Raw genomic sequence first — 18,442 nt, 5'->3', positions numbered from 1 at the left:
ACCTAGCCCTCTCCCAGAGGGAGAGAGGACTGACCGAGTTGTCTGGGAGAGCTACGCCGACATGAAATTCCGAGTCGAACTCAGACTCTGAAACAGATCAAAAGCCCCTCACCCTAGCCCTCTCCCAGAGGGAGAGGGGACTGACCGAGTTGCCTGGGAGAGCTATGCCGACATGAAATACCGAGTCGAATTCAGACTCTGAAACAGATCAAAAGCCCCTCCCCCGCTCCTAACCACTCAACAGGATGAGCGTTAGCTCGGCTGCAGCTTTTGATCTTGATTCACCGGCCGCGTCGGCAGGCTGAGTGGAGGGATTGATCCGGGGGTGGGAGCGCAGCGACCGTTCGACGAAGTCGAACACATCGAGAGGAGGTGCAGCGAAGCAAACCGTAGGCGATGCCCCCCGGATCGATCCCGGAGCGAAGGAACCCCGAGCCTCAGCGAGCGGGCCGAACGTTGCGGCAAGCCTTTTTGGGTACTTTTTCGGCGTCTGGAAAAAGTGCCTCGCCGTAAGGGCGAAACCGCGAGCGGCAACACCCGCAGAAACGGATATTCACCCAAAACCCCAAGAGCATGGTCGGCCCACAGGCCGCCACGTCAATGCGCCGTAACCCGCTGCCGCAAAGCAGAAGCACTCGGCGACAAGGCCAAAGCCAACTGCGTCCGATTATGCATATGCGTCAACCGCAACACCTGCGAAACATAAAGCTTCACCGTGTTCTCGGTAATCCCCAACTCACAGGCAATCTGATAATTGGTCTGCCCCTTGCCCACCAACCGCGCCACATCCAGCTGTCGCGGTGACAACTGATTGAAAATCGCCGGCATCTCCTGCGCCTCAGCCTCGGCAGGCTCACCACCCGACACATCGCGAGCCACCGCCGAAGGACTGCGCCGCACCTTGTCCAGATCCTGATACAGGTCATCAATCGACTCAGACAAATACTGCAACTTCTGATTCAAATGCCCCAGTTGCAGATTCTTCTGCCGCTCCTGCAGAGCCACCTCCTGACGCCGCACACCTTCGAGCAACTCATCCAGATCAATCGGTTTCTGATAATAATCGGCAATCCCGGCACGCAACGCCTTGATCACATCCTGCTTGTCGGCACGCCCGGTGAGCATGATCGCCTCAAAAGCCCGATGCTTGCCCGCCAACCGCTGCAATGCCTGGATCAACTGAATGCCGTCCATGTCCGGCATGTGCAGATCACTCAGCACCAGACCGATTTCCGCGTCCTCATTGAAACGCTCGATCGCCTGCTGACTGGACTCACACGGCACACAGCGATAACCGCTGCTTTCAAGAAACTCGCACAACTCCTCCACAATCAACGGCTGATCGTCGACCACGAGGACTTTTACCGCAGACGTAAGCTTGTTCACGTGCTACTCCATGTCCCAGGCCAAAGCTGACCATTCCTGTACTGCCAGCCTTTGGCTGTATAACCAGTTCCTTTGAAAGTAGACGTACTTTCCGACTATGTACATAGGACTAGTGGCGCTTGGCGACTAATGGATCCAAAGCAGAACAAGCACCGTCCCAAGCAGCACAAACGGTGCAAATGGCAGCTTTTTTGACATATTTGGCCCCAGATATCGCAGACGATCTCTAAGCCCTTGACTCATATGAAGCCAGACTCTTGGCGCCAGCAGCATCCAGACCACGCTGGCGAGCCCAGCGCCAATAAATACCCCAAGAATGAACAGACCGTCCGTCGCGAGCCCCAGAGCTGTCATTAATTTCACATCGCCGGCGCCCATGCGGCCCATGAGAAAACCCGGCAGGGTCAGTGCCAGCGCAATCAGGCAGGCCCAACCGCCCTGCCCCGCTTCCGCGCCCAGCCAGGTGCTGCCGGTGCACAACAGCCAGATCAGCGCCAGCGCGGCGACGCCGAGGGTCAGAGCATTGGCAATGCGGCGCTGGCGAGCGTCTTGCGCCGCGCACAGCACCAGCCAGATCAGGAGAATAAAACTGTGCATCCGGTAAAAACCGTCCGTTTTTGCTGAATGATTCTATGCTGATACTACGCAGTGACAGTCAGGGTAGACGCACTCATGAAAACCGGCTTTCGGAAGTCGCAAAAAGGTGCGGTGGCGATCGAGTTCGCCTTGGTGTTCATCATCTTTTTCGCCGTGTTCTACGGTCTGGTCAGCTACAGCCTGCCCTTGGTGATGATGCAATCATTCAATCAGGCCACGTCCGAGGCGGTGCGCCGCAGTGTCGCGGTCGATCCCAACACTCCCAACTATTCAACGGTCGTGCTCAACACCGCGAACGCCACGCTGACCCAGCAGTTGTCCTGGATTCCGCCGGTCTTCAACCTGGTGGTCGGCGTTGATACCAGCAGCCAATACAGCGCGTCAGGCCTGCTGACGGTGCGAGTGGATTATCCGGTCAGCAAGTTGAATCAGGTCATGCCGTTCCTGGTGCTTCCGGTCGTTGGTACAGTGCCCAGTCTGCCCACCTATCTGACCGCCAAATCGAGTCTGCAATTTTGACGTCGGGGGACAAACTCTTCGGGCGCTTGCTCAAACGCAAGCCGCCCGCCGCACACGAGTTGCCCGACCCACTCGGCTCACCCGCGACAGGCTTGCACCTGTACCTGAACGACGACGCTGGCGTGCTGCAAATGGCCGGCCCGTTGCGCCATCTGCTGGCGCAGCACAAACCGCACCAGCCCCCCTTGCCACTGAGCGCCTATCTGTTACCCCACAGCACATTGACCATCGAAGGTCGGCCGAGGGAGTGGCAAGGGCTACTGCTCGATCTCGACTTTTCGGGATTGGGCGAACAGCACTTGCACTTGCGTGGCTGGGTGCAACCGCAGGGCGAAGGCTGGTTGATGCAGTTGATCGATATCGCCGACCTGCTGTTCGAACGCCAGCAATCGCGCCAGCGTGACGCCTGCCAATTGATTGCCGGGCAGATCAGCGAACAGTTGCGCGCGTGCAGCCCCCTGCGTTTGCCGGTGATCGTCAGCGAACAACTGCAGGTGATTGCCCAGCACTGGCACATCCCTTGTCTGGCGTTGGCCTTGCTCGATGATGAGGCGCAGGGCTGGCAGATTTATCGCCAGTATCGCGCCCACGATGCGCCGACTTTGTGGCATGACGATCAGCGTCTCGGCACGCCGCTGGACAGCCTCAATGGCGCTGCACCGCAGCGTGTCGGCGCGCACCATGGCCTCGATGAACATTCACGGGTGCAGGCTCTGTTTGGCAATGCCGAAGGTTTCGCGGTGCCGTATAGCGATGAACGCGGTGTGGTGGCCTGGCTGCTCTGCGGGTTTTATCCCGTGGACAGCGCCGCGCCGCATCTGACCGATCGTGACTGGATAACACTGCTCGCCGCGCTGGCCGGGCCGTTGCTCGGGCGCCTGCGCGAACAGCAGCATCACCGGCAACTGGAGCGCATCGAAGCGCTGCAAACCCTGTTGGGTGCAGGCTGGTGGGAAATCCTCGGCGGTGACGACAACATTCAACTGGCGCCTGCGCTGGCTGCGTCCCTGCAACTGAACAATGACGGACTGGCGCTGGAAGACTGGCTGGCACAGATCCATCCCGCCGACCGCGACGAGTTGCGCAGCCGTCTACAGGCCTTGCAGCAACATGGCGAAGCCCTGACGCTGTCGGTGCGCCTGCGCAATGGCGATCCCGCGCAGGCGCCAACGTGGTTTCGCGTCCAAGGCCAGGTGATTGGCAGCGGCGAGCATCGCCGGCGGGTCGGTTTCATGCTCGACATCAGCGACATCCAGAACCAGCAGCAACGAGCCGCCGCCGCGCATGCACGGCTCGACAATCTGATCGCCAGTTCGCCGGCGGTGATTTACGTCCAGCAGTATCACGAAGGCGCGCTGATTCCGGCGTTCTTCAGTGCCAGCCTGCAACCGCTGCTGGGCTGGAGTCTTGAGGACTGCGGCAACAGTGCACTGATCGAGATGATCCACCCTGACGATCGCGACCTGTATTTCGCCCGCAGCCGCCAATTGCTCCGTGAAGGTTCAGTGCGCGCGCGTTATCGCCTGCGCGACCGGCATGGCGAATATCACTGGCTGCTCGATGAAGCCAGGCTGCTGCGCAATGACCTTGGCCTGCCGGTGGAAGCGGTCGGGTTGTGGCTGGATGTCACCGAAGCAACCCTGGCGGCCGAGCAGGTGAAAAAGAGCGAGGAGCGCTACCGGATTCTGGTGGAGGACTCGCCGGCGATGATCTGTCGCTACCGACCGGACCTGACTCTGACTTTCGGCAACCGGCCGCTGGCGACCTATCTGGAATGCACGCCGGAAGAGTTGCCGGGGGTCGATCTGGGCAGTTGGATGTCCGACGAGCAACGCGCCGCGTTCATCCAGCGCCTCGCTTCACTGACGGCGGAGCAGCCGGTGAGCACCGCAGAAATCAGCCTGCAACTGCCCGGCCGCGAACACGCCTGGTGGGTGTGGTCCGATCGCGGCGTGTTCGACGAACACGGCCAATTGATCGAAGTGCAAGCGGTGGGCCGCGACAACACCGAAGTGCGCCGCTCGCAGCAGCAACTCACACAAAGCGCGAAAATGGCCACACTCGGCGAAATGGCCACCGGCCTGGCCCACGAAATCAATCAGCCGCTGAACGTGATGCGCATGGCCATCGTCAACGTGCTCAAGCGCCTGAGCAACGGTGATGTACAGATCGATTACCTGACCGACAAGCTCAACCGCATCGACGCGCAGGTGCAGCGCGCCGCGAAAGTGGTCGATCACATGCGCGTGTTTGGCCGGCGTTCGGAGATCGAACAGCAACTGTTCAATCCAGCCTCGGCCATTGAAGGCACACTGTCGCTATTGGCCGAAGGCATGCGCGGCAAAGGTGTGGATCTGCGCATCAGCGAGACGGGGTTCGAGGTTCAGGTGCGCGGCTACGTCGATCAGCTTGAGCAGGTACTGATCAACCTGATGGTCAACGCGCGCGACGCGTTACTGAGCAAGCGCGAGAAGGATTCAACCTTCAAACCATGGATTGCGATCTACGTCGAGCGCGATGAACAGAGCGTGCGGTTGTGGGTCGAGGACAACGGTGGCGGCATTGATCCGCGTCTGCTGGAGCGGATCTTCGAGCCGTTTTTCACCACCAAACCGATCGGCATCGGCACCGGGCTGGGGCTGTCGGTGAGCTACGGCATCATCGACAACATGGGCGGCCAGTTGAGCGTGCGCAATTCGGTGGAGGGTGCGCGGTTCTGCATCGAATTGCCGATTGCCTCTGATGCCTAAATTACCAGATAGGCCTTGCCGGTCTGGCCGCAGGTCATATTGGCGCCAACGTCGACGTCCATCAGGTTGATACCCAGACCTTTGAGCAGGTTGTTCAGCAGAGGGTCGAGCAACGGGCTGATCAGGTTGGTCACCACCGGCAGCAACTTGCTGGTGACATCGCTGATCAACGAGGCAACACCAGTGACGATGGCACCCAACGGATTGCTGCCCTGCGGTTTGTAGACGATCAGATTGATCCCCGCGAGGGTATTCGACAGGCTGCCGACGATGTTGCTGGTTGGCGCTGCCGGCAAGATGCTCGGCGGCAGTTTGAGGTTGGCCGGGGTGGCGAATGGTGTGCTGCTGGAGAACACCAGGTCTTGCGAGTTCTGCGCGACGCTGCTGTCGAGTTTGATCGCAATTCCGCCTGCGCCGAATTGCACATGGGAGTTGGCATCACAGCCGAACAGTCCGTAACAAGTCTCGATGCCCAGATCAATCAATGGCAATGGCGCGACCGTTGGCTCGGCTGCCGAAGAAAAGGCGTTGATTGGGTCGATCTTGCCAAGCTTCAGATCGGCGATGGACGTAATGGTGTGTGCCGTCAGGCTTTTACTGCCCGTTGTGCCTGTCGGGCAGCTGTAATCGGTGACATAGCTTTTCGCGCCGCCTGCATCCAGGCTGATATCGATTTGCGGCGATGGCAACAGCCTCGGGGCCAACTGCTCACATCCGGCACCGAGCAGGCAAAGCACTGAATTGAGCGTCGCCGCCAGGTTCAAGCTCAGCAGCGCATTGAGCGTCGGGGTCAACGCACCGACCAATCCCAACACCGCATTGGTCAGCCCCGTCACTCCGGACAGCACCGGCAGATTCACTGAGACCAGCGTGCGCACCTGCGCCGTACGCACATAAATCCGGTCCGCCCCGGTCGGGTTGACCTTGGCCCGCGCCGGATCGCCAATCGCAGAAAACTGCGGTGGCTCGATCACTTTCACCCGCACCGTGACATTCGCCAGCCCCAGCACACTGATCGGCAACGTTGCCGCCACCGCACTCTTGCTGTTGGCCAGTTGCACCACGCCCTGAATCAGTTGCAGCAGTTGCAGATTGGCGTCCAGCCCTGCCGCCGTGGTGCCGGTCTGCAATTGCAGGATGTCGCCCAGTTTGACCGGCGCCGCATTGATCGCGGCCACCTGCAATTGGCCCAGTGCAGTGATCACCTGGGCGGTCGCGCCGTTGAGTTGCACCACCGTCGCCGCCGCCTGAATCAGTTGCGTCACGGTCGCCTGGGTATTGAGCAACTGCGTGTAGTTGCCGGCCGCGACGTTGAGATTGATCGCCAGTTGATCAAGGTATTTGAGCAAGTTGATGTCGGTGTTCAGCAGGCCATCCCAGCCCAGTGCTGTGAGGTTGACGTTGCCGCCCAATAATCCGGAAAACAGCGGATTGAGGATGTTCGACTGTGCCGTATCAATGCTGGCCAAGGTGCTGCGTATATTCAGCTGGGCCACCGTCGGCTGCGGTTTGGCGGCCACCGCCGAGGCATTGAGCGTGGTGTTGAGACTGACCGGGGTGCCGCTGAACAAGGCCTGTACGCCACCGGCAAAACTGGTGGTCACCGTACGACTGGCGACGACTTTGACCGCTGCCGCTTGCGTGGCATCCACTGCGAACGTGCGCAGGCCGGAGGCTGGAGTGACCAGGGTGCCGCACGTGGTGGCGAGGGTGTTGCCGGCATCGACTATGTAGCCATTGCGCACGGCGCTTTGCCCGGCGTAACTGGCAGCGCTCAGGCCCGGCAGGCAATTGCCGCCACGGCTGACGGCTTCGAGGGCGGCGTTGTCGACCACCCGCTGCAATTTGCGTTGTTCCATGTACAAGCGACCGGTGTCGACCACCAACAGCAGCATCACCACCGCCAGACTGAGGGTGGCCGCCGCCATCAAGCCGATCGCCCCGCGCTGGCGGACCGGGCCGTTGAATCGCGAACGAGGCGACATGGCGCACTCCTTTGCCGCTGGCTCCATTGGTGTAACTGAGTGTAGACGCGCAATCTCCGGTAGGAGCTGCCGAAGGCTGCGATCTTTTGATCTTGGCCTCTAAAAATCAAAATCAAAAGATCGCAGCCTTCGGCAGCTCCTACCGGGGGTCGTCGCAGGGCAAAAAAAATGGGAGCTCAAGGGCTCCCGTTTTCTCTGAACAGACTCAGCGTGGTGGATAGTTGGCCAGAATCCGCGTGACCGTCTCGCGGATGGCATTGCTGCGATCATCGGGATTCGGCTTGCCGGAGAGCATCTGCTCATCGCTGCCGCGCCACACCAGTTTGCCGTCCTTGCCGTCGAGCAGGTCGATCTGGATGGTCGCGACCTTGTAGGTGATGTTGCGCGTTTCGTTGTACATCGGCGCGCCCCAATAGCCATTCCATGGGCCACCCCAACCGCCGCCATAGTTGGTCGTCACTTGCTGCTGACGATCCTCGACGATCAGATAAGTCTGCACATTCAAGTCACCCTTGGCGCCCGCCGCCGCGGGACGCAAACCGCGCTGGTCGAGCTGATCGGCCACGGCCTGGCGGATGCGTTGCTCGGTCAGATCACTCTTGATCCGTGGATCATCCGGGCGATATTGCAGGGCGGGGTCTTTCCAGCTCCAGCTGCGATAGGCCGCAAAGTCGCGGCTGGCATCGAAGTCGTGATTGACCTGGTTGGCGGCGCAAGCGCTGAGCAGCGCGACCATGGCCAGTAGAGCGAGACGGCGGAACATGGGTTTTCTCCGGTTGAAGACATGAACCTGCGGCAGCTTCGAATGGGCAGGAAGCTAACCGGGAGGATACGCCGACATGGCTTTTTCCACAGCTTCGCGGATCGAATCGGTGCGATCGATTTCGCTGCCCTTGTTCGCGGTTTCGGCACTGGCGCTCCACACCGGTTGCCCGCTGCCAGCGTCGAACAGATTGACCTGCACCACCACGACTTGCTCGGAATACGTGCGTACGATCGGCACCGTGTTGTACATACCGTAACCGCGTCCATATCGATCATAGCTGCCGTATCCACCGCCGTAATAACCGTAGTCATCCTGAACCTGGCGCAAACGTGTCTCCAGACGCAGATCAGCGCTGACCAACAGGTCGGCCGGGCGGTTGTCGTGCAATGGACGCAAGCCGCGCTGATCCAGGGCATTGCTTACCGCTTCGGCCACTTGCGCCGAATCGGCCCACGCCGTGCCCGGCGGCAGTTGCCCGTTGAGCCAGGCCCAACTGCGGTAGCGAGCGTAATCACGCGGCGGCGCTGGGTAAGCGCTACGGTCGAAGGTGGTGGCCGCTTGCGGCGGCGCCGGTGGCAAGGGCCGCGATTGCGCCACGTACGGGTTGCTGCTCTGGCAAGCAGCCAAACCCAGACACATCAGCAGTAACCCGGATTGAGCTTTCATGTCGCGCTCCGATCAGATCGGCCGGCAGATCCAGTGCAAGTAACGCCCAAGCCCGGCGAAGCTTGGGTGACGACGGTGAGCGAGCTCCATCTCGAGCAAATCCACGAGTTCGGCGCGGGCCTGGAATTCCACCGGCATATAGTCATGGAAAACGCGGACCCCACTCTGGCTTTCGACCTGCCACAGGCCTTCGAGTTGCGTTGCCAATTCCCTTGGATCGAGCGGCTGCTGCGGGGTCAGGCTCTGCTTTTCGCCGGCCATGACGTTCTTGCGCATTTTCTTGAAATGACCTTTGAGCAGGTTGCGATAAATCAGCGCATCGCGGTTGTAGAACGCCAGTGACAACCAGCCACCGGGTTTGGTCAGTTGATGCAGCACTGGCAGGATCGCGTGGGGTTCGGCGAGCCATTCGAGCACCGCATGGCAGATCACCAGATCGTACGGCTCGGTGAGTTGGCCGAGCAGTTCCTGCCATGGCGCCTGAATGAATGTCGCGGTCTGCCCGGCGTCGGCAAAACGCTGACGGGCACCTTCGAGCATCGGTGCGGCCGGCTCGGTGAAGGTCACCTCGTGACCGCGTTCGGCCAGCCACAGCGACATGTGGCCGAGGCCGCCGCCAATGTCGAGCACGCGCAATGGGCGATCCGGCAGCGCTTCAGCCAAGTCAGCCTGTAACACCGCGAGACGAATCGCGCCTTTGGCGCCGCCGTAGATTTTTTCGGCGAAACGCGTCGCCAACTGATCGAAATGCCGGTCGCTCATCAGCTGAACCGCCGTTCGCTGTCGGCGAGCTTGGCGCGCACCACTTCATTCATGTCCAGCCCCAGCTCGCTGCACAGCAGCAACAGATACAGGACGATATCGCCGACTTCCTGCCCGGCATGGGCGAGTTTGTCAGCGGGCAACTGGCGCGACTGGTCTTCTGTCAGCCACTGGAAGATTTCCACCAGCTCGGACATCTCGACGCTGGCCGCCATGGCGAGGTTTTTCGGGCTGTGAAATTGCCGCCAGTCATTGCGGTCGCGAATGGCGTGCAGGCGTTCGGTCAGTTCAACAAGGTTCATCGGGCTCTCCTGAAGGCGTATAGCTTCGGGGGGATACGACCTGAAGGCAAGCAGCGCAGACGATCTATTGTGGGAGCGAGCCTGCTCGCGAAGACGGTATGTCATCAACCATTGATTTCACTGACACAACGCCTTCGCGAGCAGGCTCGCTCCCACACAGAATGGGTGTAAACCTTCTATCATGCAGGGAACTCGGCCACCTGCGTTGTGGCCCAAGGCTCAGCTCTTTCATCAGGATGCACACATGCAGGTAGAAAGCTTTTTCGAATGGCTCGGGCAGGCGCTCGGTTCGGTCATCCGTTTTATCGTCGATGGCCTCAGTGGCTTGTTCAACATTTTGAGCAATGCCGGTGGCAACTTTGTCGACGGGCTGGCGAAGACGCTGGGTATGGATACCTCGATCATCAGCATCATCGCGCTGATTGTCGGGCTGATGCTGTTGTGGTCGGCGATTCGGGCGTTCATGAATGCGTCGATCATTGCCGGGATTATCTGGCTGTTGCTGGGGCTGTGGTTGTTGAGCTGGATTATTCACTAGGCCTTATAAGAGCCCCTCACCCTAACCCTCTCCCGGAGGGAGAGGGGACTGACCGGGTTGCTCTGCAGAAATGCGCCGACTTGCGATACCGAGTCGAACTCCAGAAAGAAATCGGCTCCCTCTCCCTCCGGGAGAGGGCTGGGCGGGCGGCGTTCCGATGAGGGTGGCTTCTACCGCTACAATGCCGCTCCCCAAGGAGCCCGCATGTCCACTCTGATCGCCGACTGGCGCGACCGCCCGACTCACCGCAAGGTCTGGGCGCTCGCCGCGCCGATGATTCTGTCGAATATTTCCGTACCGCTAGTGGCGCTGGTCGACAGCACCGTCATCGGCCACTTGCCCCATGCCCATCAATTGGGTGCGGTGGCGGTCGGCGCCAGCCTGTACACCTTTCTCGCCTGGGCGATGGGTTTTCTGCGCATGGGCACCACCGGGTTCGCCGCGCAAGCTGCCGGGCGCAGCGACGGTGCGGCGTTGCGGCAGATTCTGTTGCAGGGTCTGCTGCTGGCAATGGGGCTGGCACTCGTGCTTGGCACGTTGGGTGTACCGCTGAGCGGAATAGCACTGCACTTCATGCAACCGTCGGCGGAACTGGATCAGCTCACCCGGGACTTCTTCCACACGCGACTGTTCGGCTTGCCGGCGGCGCTGGCCAGTTATGCGCTCGTCGGCTGGTTCCTCGGCACGCAAAACGCCCGGGCGCCGCTGGCAATTCTGCTGACCACCAACCTGATCAACATCGTCCTCAATCTGTGGTTCGTCATCGGCCTGGACTGGGGCGTGGTCGGCTCGGCGCGCGCCTCGGTGATCGCCGAATGGAGCGGCGCCCTGCTCGGCCTGCTGCTGACCCGTAAGGCGTTGCGGGCTTATCCGGGGCACATCGCGTGGGCGGCGTTGAGGGTCTGGCAGAGCTGGCGTCCACTGTTGGCGGTCAACCGCGACATCTTTATCCGCAGTCTGGCGCTGCAATCGGTGTTTTTTCTGATCACCGTGCAAGGTGCGCGGCTGGGCGATTCGACGGTGGCCGCCAACGCGCTGCTGCTCAATGGTTTGCTGCTGACCGCGCATGCGCTGGACGGTCTGGCCCATGCCGTCGAAGCCCTGTGCGGACACGCCATCGGCGCCCGTGATCGCCTGGCCCTGCGTCGCTCGCTGGTGGTCGCGGGCGGTTGGTCACTGATCGCCAGCCTCGGCTTCGCCATACTGTTTCTGCTGGGCGGACACCTGTTCATCGAGATGCAGACCGATATCCAGAGCGTGCGCGACACTGCGTTCGTCTACCTGCCCTACCTCGCCGTGCTGCCATTGATTGCGGTCTGGAGTTACTTGCTCGACGGTCTGTTCATCGGCGCCACCCGCGCGCGAGAAATGCGCAACGGCATGCTCATGACCGTGGCTTTGCTGCTGCCGTTTGCCTGGGCGCTGCAAGGCTACGGCAATCACGGCCTGTGGATATCTTTTCTGCTGTTCATGGTGTTGCGCAGCCTGACCCTTGGCGCACAAGCCTGGTGGCTCAAGCGCAACGATGGCTGGTTCACTGGCGGCGTTCACTGAGCTGGCGTATGCGCGATAAACCCGACCACCTGATCGAGCACCGGCGCCAGGCGCCGCAACGGTCGCGACAGACTCGCCACCAAGGTTATATGACTGGGCCGTGAGTAATACACATCCTGCGCCGGCACCCCTGCCGCACGCAGCTTGCTGGCGAGACCGCCGGTGTTGCGTGTCGGGTTGACCAGATCATCTTTGCTTGCCGCAATCAACAGGGCCGGCGGTGCGCCACGACCGACATGGTTGATCGGCTGCGATTGCGGCGGCGAGTGCGGCCAGAAGAACACAGGACGCACCTCGGAATTCTTGATCGGCAGAAAGTCGTAGGGCCCGGCCAGGCCGATCCAGCCCTGCAAATCCCTCGGTGACATGCCTACCGAAGCGAGCAGTTCGCCGTCCAGCGCCAGCATCGCCGCGTTGTATCCGCCGGAGCTGTGGCCCATCAGATACAAGCGCTGCGGATTGCCGGAAAACTCGCGGATATGTGCCTTGGTCCACGCCACCGCCTGCGCCCCATCCTGCAGAAACAGCGGATAACGCACTTGCGGATACAAGCGGTAATCCGCCACCACCGTGACAATCCCCTTGGACGCCAGCGCTTCACCGACAAAGCGGTAATCGACGCGCGATCCGCTGTTCCAGCTGCCGCCATAGAAAAACACCACCACCGGTGCGCCCGGCATCGGCTGATGCGGCACGTACACATCAAGCTTCTGCCGCGGATCGTCACCATAAGCGATGCCCGACGTCTTGTCGTACGTGCTGTCCGGGGTCAGCGCATTGAGCAATTGCACCGGCGAACATCCGCCCAGCGCCAGCAGCAACACCCCGCCGATCACTGCACCAAACCCTTGCCGGAATAACCGTGTCATACGCGCCGAACCTCGCCTCAGAGCTGATCGCCGCGCCATTGACGCCGCACATGGTCGAGCCGTTGTTGCTGGGTCAGTCCCACCGGCGGCGGCACCAGTACGGCACGCGGATGCAGCAAGCGTAACCATAACCAGCCATCGAGCACGGTGCGGTCGCTGAACCCCAGCGCCAGACCCTGTTGGACATGGGAGGACATCGTCGCGTAATCGGTTCCCAAGGATTGGCACCAGCGCCAGATATGCTGCTCCAGCAGGCAGGCTTGCAAGCGTTCGCGCTGGCGCCGGGTCAGGCTTTCCTCGATGCTCAGCGGCTCGACGGCAAGTCCCGGATTGCGCAACTGCTGCCAGCCCTGACTGCCAATCGCGCGGTCGGCCCAGGTGCCGCCGAACCAGCGCAACTGGCGGATCGGCCCAAGCCAGCGGCTCAATTCAGCGGCGTCGCAGGCATCGAAAAAATAGCTCGCGGTCTGCCGGTTGTAATAGCTGAGCAAGGCCCGATGGCTCAAGCCGAACGACACCGTGAGCATGCGTTGCAAGTGGCCCAGCAGTTGTTGCGCCGATGCCTCGCTGCCAAGCAACAGCCCGCGCCAGGTTTCCGGATCGCTGTGACACAAGGCCGCCAACGCCGGGCAATCGCGCAACTCGATCAGCACCGGGCCGTACTCGCTGACCGGTTCAAACTCGGTACCCTCGAACAAACTGAAGCGTCGCACACCGCTAAAAGCCTGGCGCAAGATCCGCAAGGCCTGTGGAGCATCCGGGCCATCGAGCAACAGCCATTGCGCCATGGGCTCATGCACCGCGCCACTCATGTTGCGCCGCTCTGTTCAAGCGCAGTGACCAGTCGACAACTGCACACCGGTTCTGCGCAGTGACTGAAGCTGCCGCCGCCGGGGATCAGGCACAGCAGCAGCAACGGCTCACCGGACGCCAGCAATTGCTGCAAGCCGTCACTCACCAGACGGTCGGGCAGAGGCGCGACATCGCCCGTGTCAGTCTCGGCGATTGGCGGCTGCAGGACGCCGCTGATCATCGGCTGATCCGGATCGCCCTCAAAGAAACTCACCACCACCTCGACACCATCGCTCAGCGCCGTCATTGGCGTCTGCTGCAGAGACGGCGCGAGGGGCAGCCAACAATGACTCGGCGCGGCGCCTTCGCCTTGATAGAGCCAGTCGAACTGCACCGCTACCGGTCGCGAGCAATCGGGCTGTGGTTCATCGACCGCCACCACCCAGGCCCGTTGCAGGCTGTGCATGCGCAAGCGCGGTGGCGCGGTGGCCGCTGCGCTCGGCATTTGCAACGCACCGAACAGGCGGTTGGCGTAAGCAGGTTCGAGGGCCGGGTCGGCGCGATGCTCAATGCGGGTCAACAGCCATGGGCGATTGCATTCAGCGAAGGGATGCCCGGCCAATCGCAACCAATGACCGCTGCGCAATGTCGCCAGATCACTCTGACCTTCGGCCTGTTGCCCACCCGCCGAATCGACCTGAATTGCACTTTGCAATTTCCATTGGTGCAACGCGGGAGAAACATCATGTCCGTCATCCTCGCGCCGATAGCTCGCGGCGCCCGCCAAGGGCAACTGCGCCGGATCATCGCTGAAAACCAGGCAATGCCGATCACGCTCGTGTTCAAAGTAATAATGAATTCGCGCCTGCGCACACAAGCGCTGAAGCAGTTGCAGATCGGACTCGCGGTATTGCGTGCAGAACGTCCGGACCGGGTAGTCGCCACGCAACTCAAAGCGGCGCTGGGCAGCGACGATGCCGTGCTCTCTGAGCACCTGCTCGATGATCTGCGGCACCGAGCGGCCACTGAAGATCCGCTGGCTGAAGCGCAGCGCGAGGCAGCCGAGTTTGGGCCCCAGACGGATCCGGCTCAACCGCAAGCCTTCGCCGTACTCATGCTGGACAAGGCTCTGCAATTGCCCGTGCACGCCCTCCCCTGACGGCCCGAAACAGAGGAATGCCGAACGGTAAAGCAGGCCGGCGAGATCCAGGTGTGGATCGTTGATCAATACATCGATCTCGAACGCAAAGGATTCGCTGAGGGCTTCGCTACCGGTAAAGGCCAGGACTTCGAAGGGGTCGGACAGGCCCGCTACATCGAGACGAAACGACGACTCGTTGACTGGATCGAACATGGGCGGATCTCTACAGGAGGGGCGGTCGGGGATTCTCGCCGAGAGCCATGGCCGAGTAGAGAGCTGAAGTACAACTTAGGAAATGACCTACGCGAAAAGCAGACCGGATGACTTTGCTGGCCAGGACAGCCAAGCATTTCGCGAGGATTTTGGGAGATATCCCACCGGGTCATCTGAATTTTCCGCCACTTTCGGAGAAAATTCGGACAACCCGGCGAGATCGCACCTGGCCTCAGGAAGACAGGTAGGAGGAGCGGGTCAGGCCCAGACGCAAGGCATCGAGAAATTGCGTGCGCTCGCTGGCACTGATGCGGGCACTGGCGCACTTGTCGCGGTAGTGAGTCATCAGTTCTTCCGGCGACAAGTGCACGTAACGCAGCATGTCTTCGATGGTGTCGTGGGTCTCGATGCCGGCGTGGTACACGCTGCCATCGGCATTCTGGTAGATGTTCACCGAGTCGGTGTCACCGAACAGGTTGTGCATGTCGCCAAGGATTTCCTGATAGGCGCCGACCAGGAACACGCCCAGCAGGTAGTCTTCGCCTTCATTCAAGCCGTGCACCGGTAGGCTGGTTTCGATGCTCTGCTCGTCGACGTACTGATTAATCTTGCCGTCAGAGTCGCAGGTCAGGTCTTGCAGCACCGCGCGGCGCAGCGGCTCTTCATCGAGACGGTGCAGCGGGATGATCGGCAGCACCTGATCGATCGCCCAGGTGTCCGGCAGGCTCTGGAACACCGAGAAGTTGCAGATGTACTTGTCGGCCAGCTTGTCGTTGAGCTCGTCGAGCACCTGACGGTGCGAACGCTGACGGGCTTTCAGCGAGTTGTGCAGGCGACGGCACACAGCGAAGTAGCACTGCTCGGCCAGAGCTTTTTCAGCCAGGGTCAGTTTGCCGTCGGCGTACTGCGCAGCCACGTCGCTCATGTAGTGGGTGGCGCGCCAGTAGGTTTCGGTGACCATTTCGATGTCGGTCGGGCCGAGCAGGTCAACCAGCCACTGCACGGTTTCCGGCAGCGACTCTTTGTTTTCGATCTGCGGGATTTCGTCGTTGTGCTTCTCGACGTCGGTCACCTGCACCACCAGCATCGCGTGGTGCGCGGTCAGCGAACGGCCGCTTTCGGAGAAGATGTGCGGATGCGGCAGGCTCTGCGCGTCGCAGAATTCCTTGAGCATGCCGACCACGACACCGGCGTAATCGTCCATGTCGTAGTTGATCGAACTGGCGTTGCGCGAGTGCGTGCCGTCGTAGTCGACGCCCAGACCACCGCCAACGTCGATGTGATCGACCGGCAGGCCGAGGTTGCGCAGCTCACCGTAGTAACGGATCGCTTCTTTGAAGCCATGCTGATAGTCAGCCAGGTTGGCAATCTGCGAACCCATGTGGAAGTGCAGCAGGCGAATGCCCTGATCGAGACCGGCCGCGCGGAAGCGCTCGACCACCGACAGCAACTGCGCCGCCGACAGACCGAATTTGGATTTCTCGCCACCGGTGTCCGCCCATTTGGACGAGGCCAGCGACGACAGACGCACGCGCAGGCCGACCTGTGGCTTGACCTTCAGCGAGGCGGCTTCTTCGATCACCAGACCGACTTCGGATTCTTTCTCGATGACGATGAAGACGTTATGGCCAAGCTTCTGCCCCATCAGCGCCAGACGAATGAACTCGCGGTCCTTGTAACCGTTGCAGACGATGGTGCCGCCCTTCGGCGCCAGCGCCAGCACGGCCAGCAGCTCAGGCTTGGAACCAGCTTCCAGGCCGATGGAAACGTCCTGGGTGGCGATGATGTTCTCGATCACCGCTTCTTGCTGGTTAACCTTGATCGGGTACAGCGCGGTGTATTTGCTCTGGTATTCCAGGCGCTCGATATTGGAATCGAAGGCGCCGGTCAGCTGGCGTACACGGTCTTGCAGGATGTCGGGGAACCGAACCAGCAACGGCAAGGACAAACCGCTTTTGCGCAGTTGATCGACTTGCTCGAACAGGTCGATAGGCGAGCTGCTCGGGCCGTTCGGACGAACTTCGACGCGACCGGCGTCATTGATCGCGAAATACCCGGCCCCCCAATGGCGAATCCCGTAAACACTGCGGCTGTCCGCAACTGTCCATTGGCTGCCATCGTCTTTGCGTGTGCGTCGTACGGACATCGAAGTCCCCTATAAAGAAGTCATAGTGCGTCGCCTGATCTCAGGCCGGCGCAGTCTAAAGAATGAAAATGACGGTTCGTCAGCGCGGCGGTAGACCGCACTGACTGCGTGGAGTTTAGAAACCGGTCATGAACAGGCTCTGTGAAACCATGGAGACGACGCCGGATCTGACAACATTCAGAGCCGGATCAAGCCACAGGTGGGTTTCACAGAGGCTGCTAGCCGCCGGACTTCTTCGCTTTGAAACCGTGCTTGATCAGTTCAGCCAAGAGTAGCTCGACATGATCGCCCTGGATTTCGATGATGCCGTCTTTCAACGCCCCGCCAGTGCCGCAACGTTTCTTCAACGTTGTCGCCAACTCTTTGAGCGCATCTTCAGCCAGAGGCACACCGGTGATGGTGGTCACCGTCTTGCCGCCACGGCCCTTGCTCTCGCGTCGCACGCGGGCAATGCCGTCGCCGGCCGGGATCACGGTTTGTTTGCAGATACAGGCGTCCACCGGCTTACTGCATTCCGGGCAATGACGACCTGCGTCGGTGGAAAATACCAGGCCACCTAAGGCGGCGAAGGATGCGGCTTTTTTGGCCACCGGCAATCCTCTTGGGAGGACAAAGACTGATCGCGACCTTGGGCAAGGTCATCGACCGCGAAGCCCCACTCAGGCAGGGGCAGCGCTACTGCGCCGGAGTTTGGCGACGAGACTGCTGACCTGTAGGAGCTGCCGAAGGCTGCGATCTTTTGTTCCTGCTCTTGAAAAACAAGATCAAAAGATCGCAGCCTTCGGCAGCTCCTACAGTGGGTCAGCAGGCCAACCTCAAACTATTCGGTGCAGCTTGAAAAGGTCGCGCAGTGTAACGGCAAAAAAGCGACTTGCTAAGTGCCAATCGGCGCCAATTTATGTGTTCTTTGCGACGTCGCTTTGCTGCGCCTTCAGATAGCGCTTCAACGCGGCCAGAGAGTCCGGGCAATAAGGCTTTTGCTGGATTTCCTGCATGACCTGCTCGACCGGAATAAAGCGTGCTTCGAGGACTTCTTCAGGCTGCAGTTTCAGCGGGCCGTCCCACACGGCAGAAAACGCCGAACACCACAGACGGTTGCCGGTGTCTTCAAAGTAGAAATGGTCATGGGCAGTCAGCTCGACACCGCTGACGCCCAATTCCTCTTCCAGCTCTCGGGCTGCCGACGCGGCGTAAGTCTCGTCGGCCTGCACCATGCCGCCCGCCGCGACGTCCCAGTAACCCGGGTAAATCGCTTTGCTCAACGTGCGCCGGTGCACGCAAAGGTCGCCGGCGGAATTGAACAACATGATGTAAGTGCCGCGACCGATCAACCCACGCTCGCGCAGATCGGCACGCACCAGAGCGCCGAGCAGGTTGTCCTGCTCGTCGACCCAGGCGATCTGTTCGGCATCCGAGGCGGCGCGATGGGCCGCCTCTTTGGCGTTCTGACTCATGA

17 protein-coding genes are annotated in these 18,442 nt (G+C 60.8%); 4 read left to right on the top strand and 13 right to left on the bottom strand.

All coding sequences use genetic code 11. The features are described 5' to 3' along the window. Window positions 1-597: 597 nt before the first annotated feature. Both F8N44_RS26805 and F8N44_RS26800 read right to left on the bottom strand, forming a co-directional pair. Window positions 598-1,386 carry a response regulator transcription factor gene (locus tag F8N44_RS26805; RefSeq protein ID WP_150652426.1) on the bottom strand — a complete coding sequence of 263 codons (789 nt, stop codon included), beginning with the start codon at window positions 1,384-1,386 and terminating at the stop codon, window positions 598-600. A gap of 126 nt (window positions 1,387-1,512) precedes the next feature. Further along, window positions 1,513-1,983, bottom strand: a complete 471-nt coding sequence (locus F8N44_RS26800; RefSeq protein ID WP_150652425.1) for a prepilin peptidase — start codon at window positions 1,981-1,983, stop codon at window positions 1,513-1,515. Between the two features lie 75 nt (window positions 1,984-2,058). Between F8N44_RS26800 and F8N44_RS26795 the strand changes: the two genes are divergently transcribed. Both F8N44_RS26795 and F8N44_RS26790 read left to right on the top strand, forming a co-directional pair. Next, entirely contained in the window at window positions 2,059-2,502 is a 444-nt protein-coding gene (locus F8N44_RS26795; protein ID WP_123376941.1) for a TadE/TadG family type IV pilus assembly protein, read from the top strand. Beyond that, on the top strand, window positions 2,499-5,252 hold the full coding sequence (locus F8N44_RS26790; protein WP_150652424.1) for a PAS domain-containing sensor histidine kinase: 2,754 nt from the start codon (window positions 2,499-2,501) through the stop codon (window positions 5,250-5,252). Before F8N44_RS26795 ends, F8N44_RS26790 begins: the two co-directional genes overlap by 4 nt. Here F8N44_RS26790 and F8N44_RS26785 read toward each other — a convergent pair. The 5 genes from F8N44_RS26785 to F8N44_RS26765 form a co-directional block, all read right to left on the bottom strand. Next, complete coding sequence (locus F8N44_RS26785) at window positions 5,249-7,237, bottom strand: pilus assembly protein TadG-related protein (RefSeq protein WP_150652423.1); 1,989 nt, start codon at window positions 7,235-7,237, stop codon at window positions 5,249-5,251. The two genes, F8N44_RS26790 and F8N44_RS26785, sit on opposite strands and share 4 nt — an antisense overlap. A gap of 205 nt (window positions 7,238-7,442) precedes the next feature. Next, window positions 7,443-8,000, bottom strand: a complete 558-nt coding sequence (locus tag F8N44_RS26780; protein WP_150652422.1) for a DUF4136 domain-containing protein — start codon at window positions 7,998-8,000, stop codon at window positions 7,443-7,445. Window positions 8,001-8,054: 54 nt separating this feature from the next. Beyond that, window positions 8,055-8,669, bottom strand: a complete 615-nt coding sequence (locus tag F8N44_RS26775; RefSeq protein ID WP_150652421.1) for a DUF4136 domain-containing protein — start codon at window positions 8,667-8,669, stop codon at window positions 8,055-8,057. Window positions 8,670-8,681: 12 nt separating this feature from the next. Then, window positions 8,682-9,431 carry a methyltransferase gene (locus F8N44_RS26770; protein WP_150652420.1) on the bottom strand — a complete coding sequence of 250 codons (750 nt, stop codon included), beginning with the start codon at window positions 9,429-9,431 and terminating at the stop codon, window positions 8,682-8,684. Continuing rightward, the gene (locus F8N44_RS26765) at window positions 9,431-9,733 is read right to left on the bottom strand and encodes a MazG-like family protein (RefSeq protein ID WP_007914625.1); all 303 of its coding nucleotides are present in this window, start codon (window positions 9,731-9,733) and stop codon (window positions 9,431-9,433) included. The genes F8N44_RS26770 and F8N44_RS26765 overlap by 1 nt, the downstream gene beginning before the upstream one ends. 244 nt (window positions 9,734-9,977) lie before the next feature. Here F8N44_RS26765 and F8N44_RS26760 point away from each other — a divergent pair, with 244 nt between their 5' ends. Beyond that, entirely contained in the window at window positions 9,978-10,271 is a 294-nt protein-coding gene (locus tag F8N44_RS26760) for a hypothetical protein (protein WP_007914623.1), read from the top strand. A 204-nt stretch (window positions 10,272-10,475) separates the two neighbouring features. Then, complete coding sequence (locus F8N44_RS26755) at window positions 10,476-11,825, top strand: MATE family efflux transporter (RefSeq protein WP_150652419.1); 1,350 nt, start codon at window positions 10,476-10,478, stop codon at window positions 11,823-11,825. Here the strand turns inward: F8N44_RS26755 and F8N44_RS26750 are convergent. From F8N44_RS26750 to F8N44_RS26720, 6 genes are all read right to left on the bottom strand, one after another. Next, window positions 11,819-12,694: an alpha/beta hydrolase gene (locus tag F8N44_RS26750; protein WP_150652418.1), complete on the bottom strand. Its 876-nt coding sequence runs from the start codon at window positions 12,692-12,694 to the stop codon at window positions 11,819-11,821. The two genes, F8N44_RS26755 and F8N44_RS26750, sit on opposite strands and share 7 nt — an antisense overlap. Before the next feature lie 17 nt (window positions 12,695-12,711). Next, complete coding sequence (locus F8N44_RS26745; RefSeq protein WP_150652417.1) at window positions 12,712-13,506, bottom strand: DUF4123 domain-containing protein; 795 nt, start codon at window positions 13,504-13,506, stop codon at window positions 12,712-12,714. After that, window positions 13,503-14,840, bottom strand: coding sequence for a type VI secretion system Vgr family protein (locus tag F8N44_RS26740; protein ID WP_150652416.1), 1,338 nt, complete (start codon window positions 14,838-14,840; stop codon window positions 13,503-13,505). The genes F8N44_RS26745 and F8N44_RS26740 overlap by 4 nt, the downstream gene beginning before the upstream one ends. Before the next feature lie 232 nt (window positions 14,841-15,072). Next, window positions 15,073-16,986, bottom strand: coding sequence for an arginine decarboxylase (gene speA, locus F8N44_RS26735; protein ID WP_038360569.1), 1,914 nt, complete (start codon window positions 16,984-16,986; stop codon window positions 15,073-15,075). Between the two features lie 218 nt (window positions 16,987-17,204). Continuing rightward, window positions 17,205-17,576 carry a translation initiation factor Sui1 gene (locus F8N44_RS26730; RefSeq protein WP_007914613.1) on the bottom strand — a complete coding sequence of 124 codons (372 nt, stop codon included), beginning with the start codon at window positions 17,574-17,576 and terminating at the stop codon, window positions 17,205-17,207. 306 nt (window positions 17,577-17,882) lie between these two features. Continuing rightward, a complete protein-coding gene (locus F8N44_RS26720; RefSeq protein ID WP_150652415.1) occupies window positions 17,883-18,440 on the bottom strand; it encodes an NUDIX hydrolase in 558 nt (185 codons plus the stop codon). Window positions 18,441-18,442 lie beyond the last annotated feature (2 nt).

Source organism: Pseudomonas fluorescens (assembly GCF_902497745.1).
GTDB classification, from domain to species: domain Bacteria; phylum Pseudomonadota; class Gammaproteobacteria; order Pseudomonadales; family Pseudomonadaceae; genus Aquipseudomonas; species Aquipseudomonas fluorescens_BM.
Note: the sequence above shows the minus strand (reverse complement) of the source record. Positions and strands in the feature narration are given on the sequence as shown.

What these genes read in the sequence shown, in the direction of transcription:
- F8N44_RS26800 (WP_150652425.1), bottom strand. Translation starts at nt 1,983, where the DNA reads ATGCACAGTTTTATTCTCCTGATCTGGCTGGTGCTGTGCGCGGCGCAA.
- F8N44_RS26795 (WP_123376941.1), top strand. Translation starts at nt 2,059, where the DNA reads ATGAAAACCGGCTTTCGGAAGTCGCAAAAAGGTGCGGTGGCGATCGAG.
- F8N44_RS26785 (WP_150652423.1), bottom strand. Translation starts at nt 7,237, where the DNA reads ATGTCGCCTCGTTCGCGATTCAACGGCCCGGTCCGCCAGCGCGGGGCG.
- F8N44_RS26780 (WP_150652422.1), bottom strand. Translation starts at nt 8,000, where the DNA reads ATGTTCCGCCGTCTCGCTCTACTGGCCATGGTCGCGCTGCTCAGCGCT.
- F8N44_RS26775 (WP_150652421.1), bottom strand. Translation starts at nt 8,669, where the DNA reads ATGAAAGCTCAATCCGGGTTACTGCTGATGTGTCTGGGTTTGGCTGCT.
- F8N44_RS26770 (WP_150652420.1), bottom strand. Translation starts at nt 9,431, where the DNA reads ATGAGCGACCGGCATTTCGATCAGTTGGCGACGCGTTTCGCCGAAAAA.
- F8N44_RS26765 (WP_007914625.1), bottom strand. Translation starts at nt 9,733, where the DNA reads ATGAACCTTGTTGAACTGACCGAACGCCTGCACGCCATTCGCGACCGC.
- F8N44_RS26760 (WP_007914623.1), top strand. Translation starts at nt 9,978, where the DNA reads ATGCAGGTAGAAAGCTTTTTCGAATGGCTCGGGCAGGCGCTCGGTTCG.
- F8N44_RS26755 (WP_150652419.1), top strand. Translation starts at nt 10,476, where the DNA reads ATGTCCACTCTGATCGCCGACTGGCGCGACCGCCCGACTCACCGCAAG.
- F8N44_RS26750 (WP_150652418.1), bottom strand. Translation starts at nt 12,694, where the DNA reads ATGACACGGTTATTCCGGCAAGGGTTTGGTGCAGTGATCGGCGGGGTG.
- F8N44_RS26745 (WP_150652417.1), bottom strand. Translation starts at nt 13,506, where the DNA reads ATGAGTGGCGCGGTGCATGAGCCCATGGCGCAATGGCTGTTGCTCGAT.
- F8N44_RS26740 (WP_150652416.1), bottom strand. Translation starts at nt 14,840, where the DNA reads ATGTTCGATCCAGTCAACGAGTCGTCGTTTCGTCTCGATGTAGCGGGC.
- speA (WP_038360569.1), bottom strand. Translation starts at nt 16,986, where the DNA reads ATGTCCGTACGACGCACACGCAAAGACGATGGCAGCCAATGGACAGTT.
- F8N44_RS26720 (WP_150652415.1), bottom strand. Translation starts at nt 18,440, where the DNA reads ATGAGTCAGAACGCCAAAGAGGCGGCCCATCGCGCCGCCTCGGATGCC.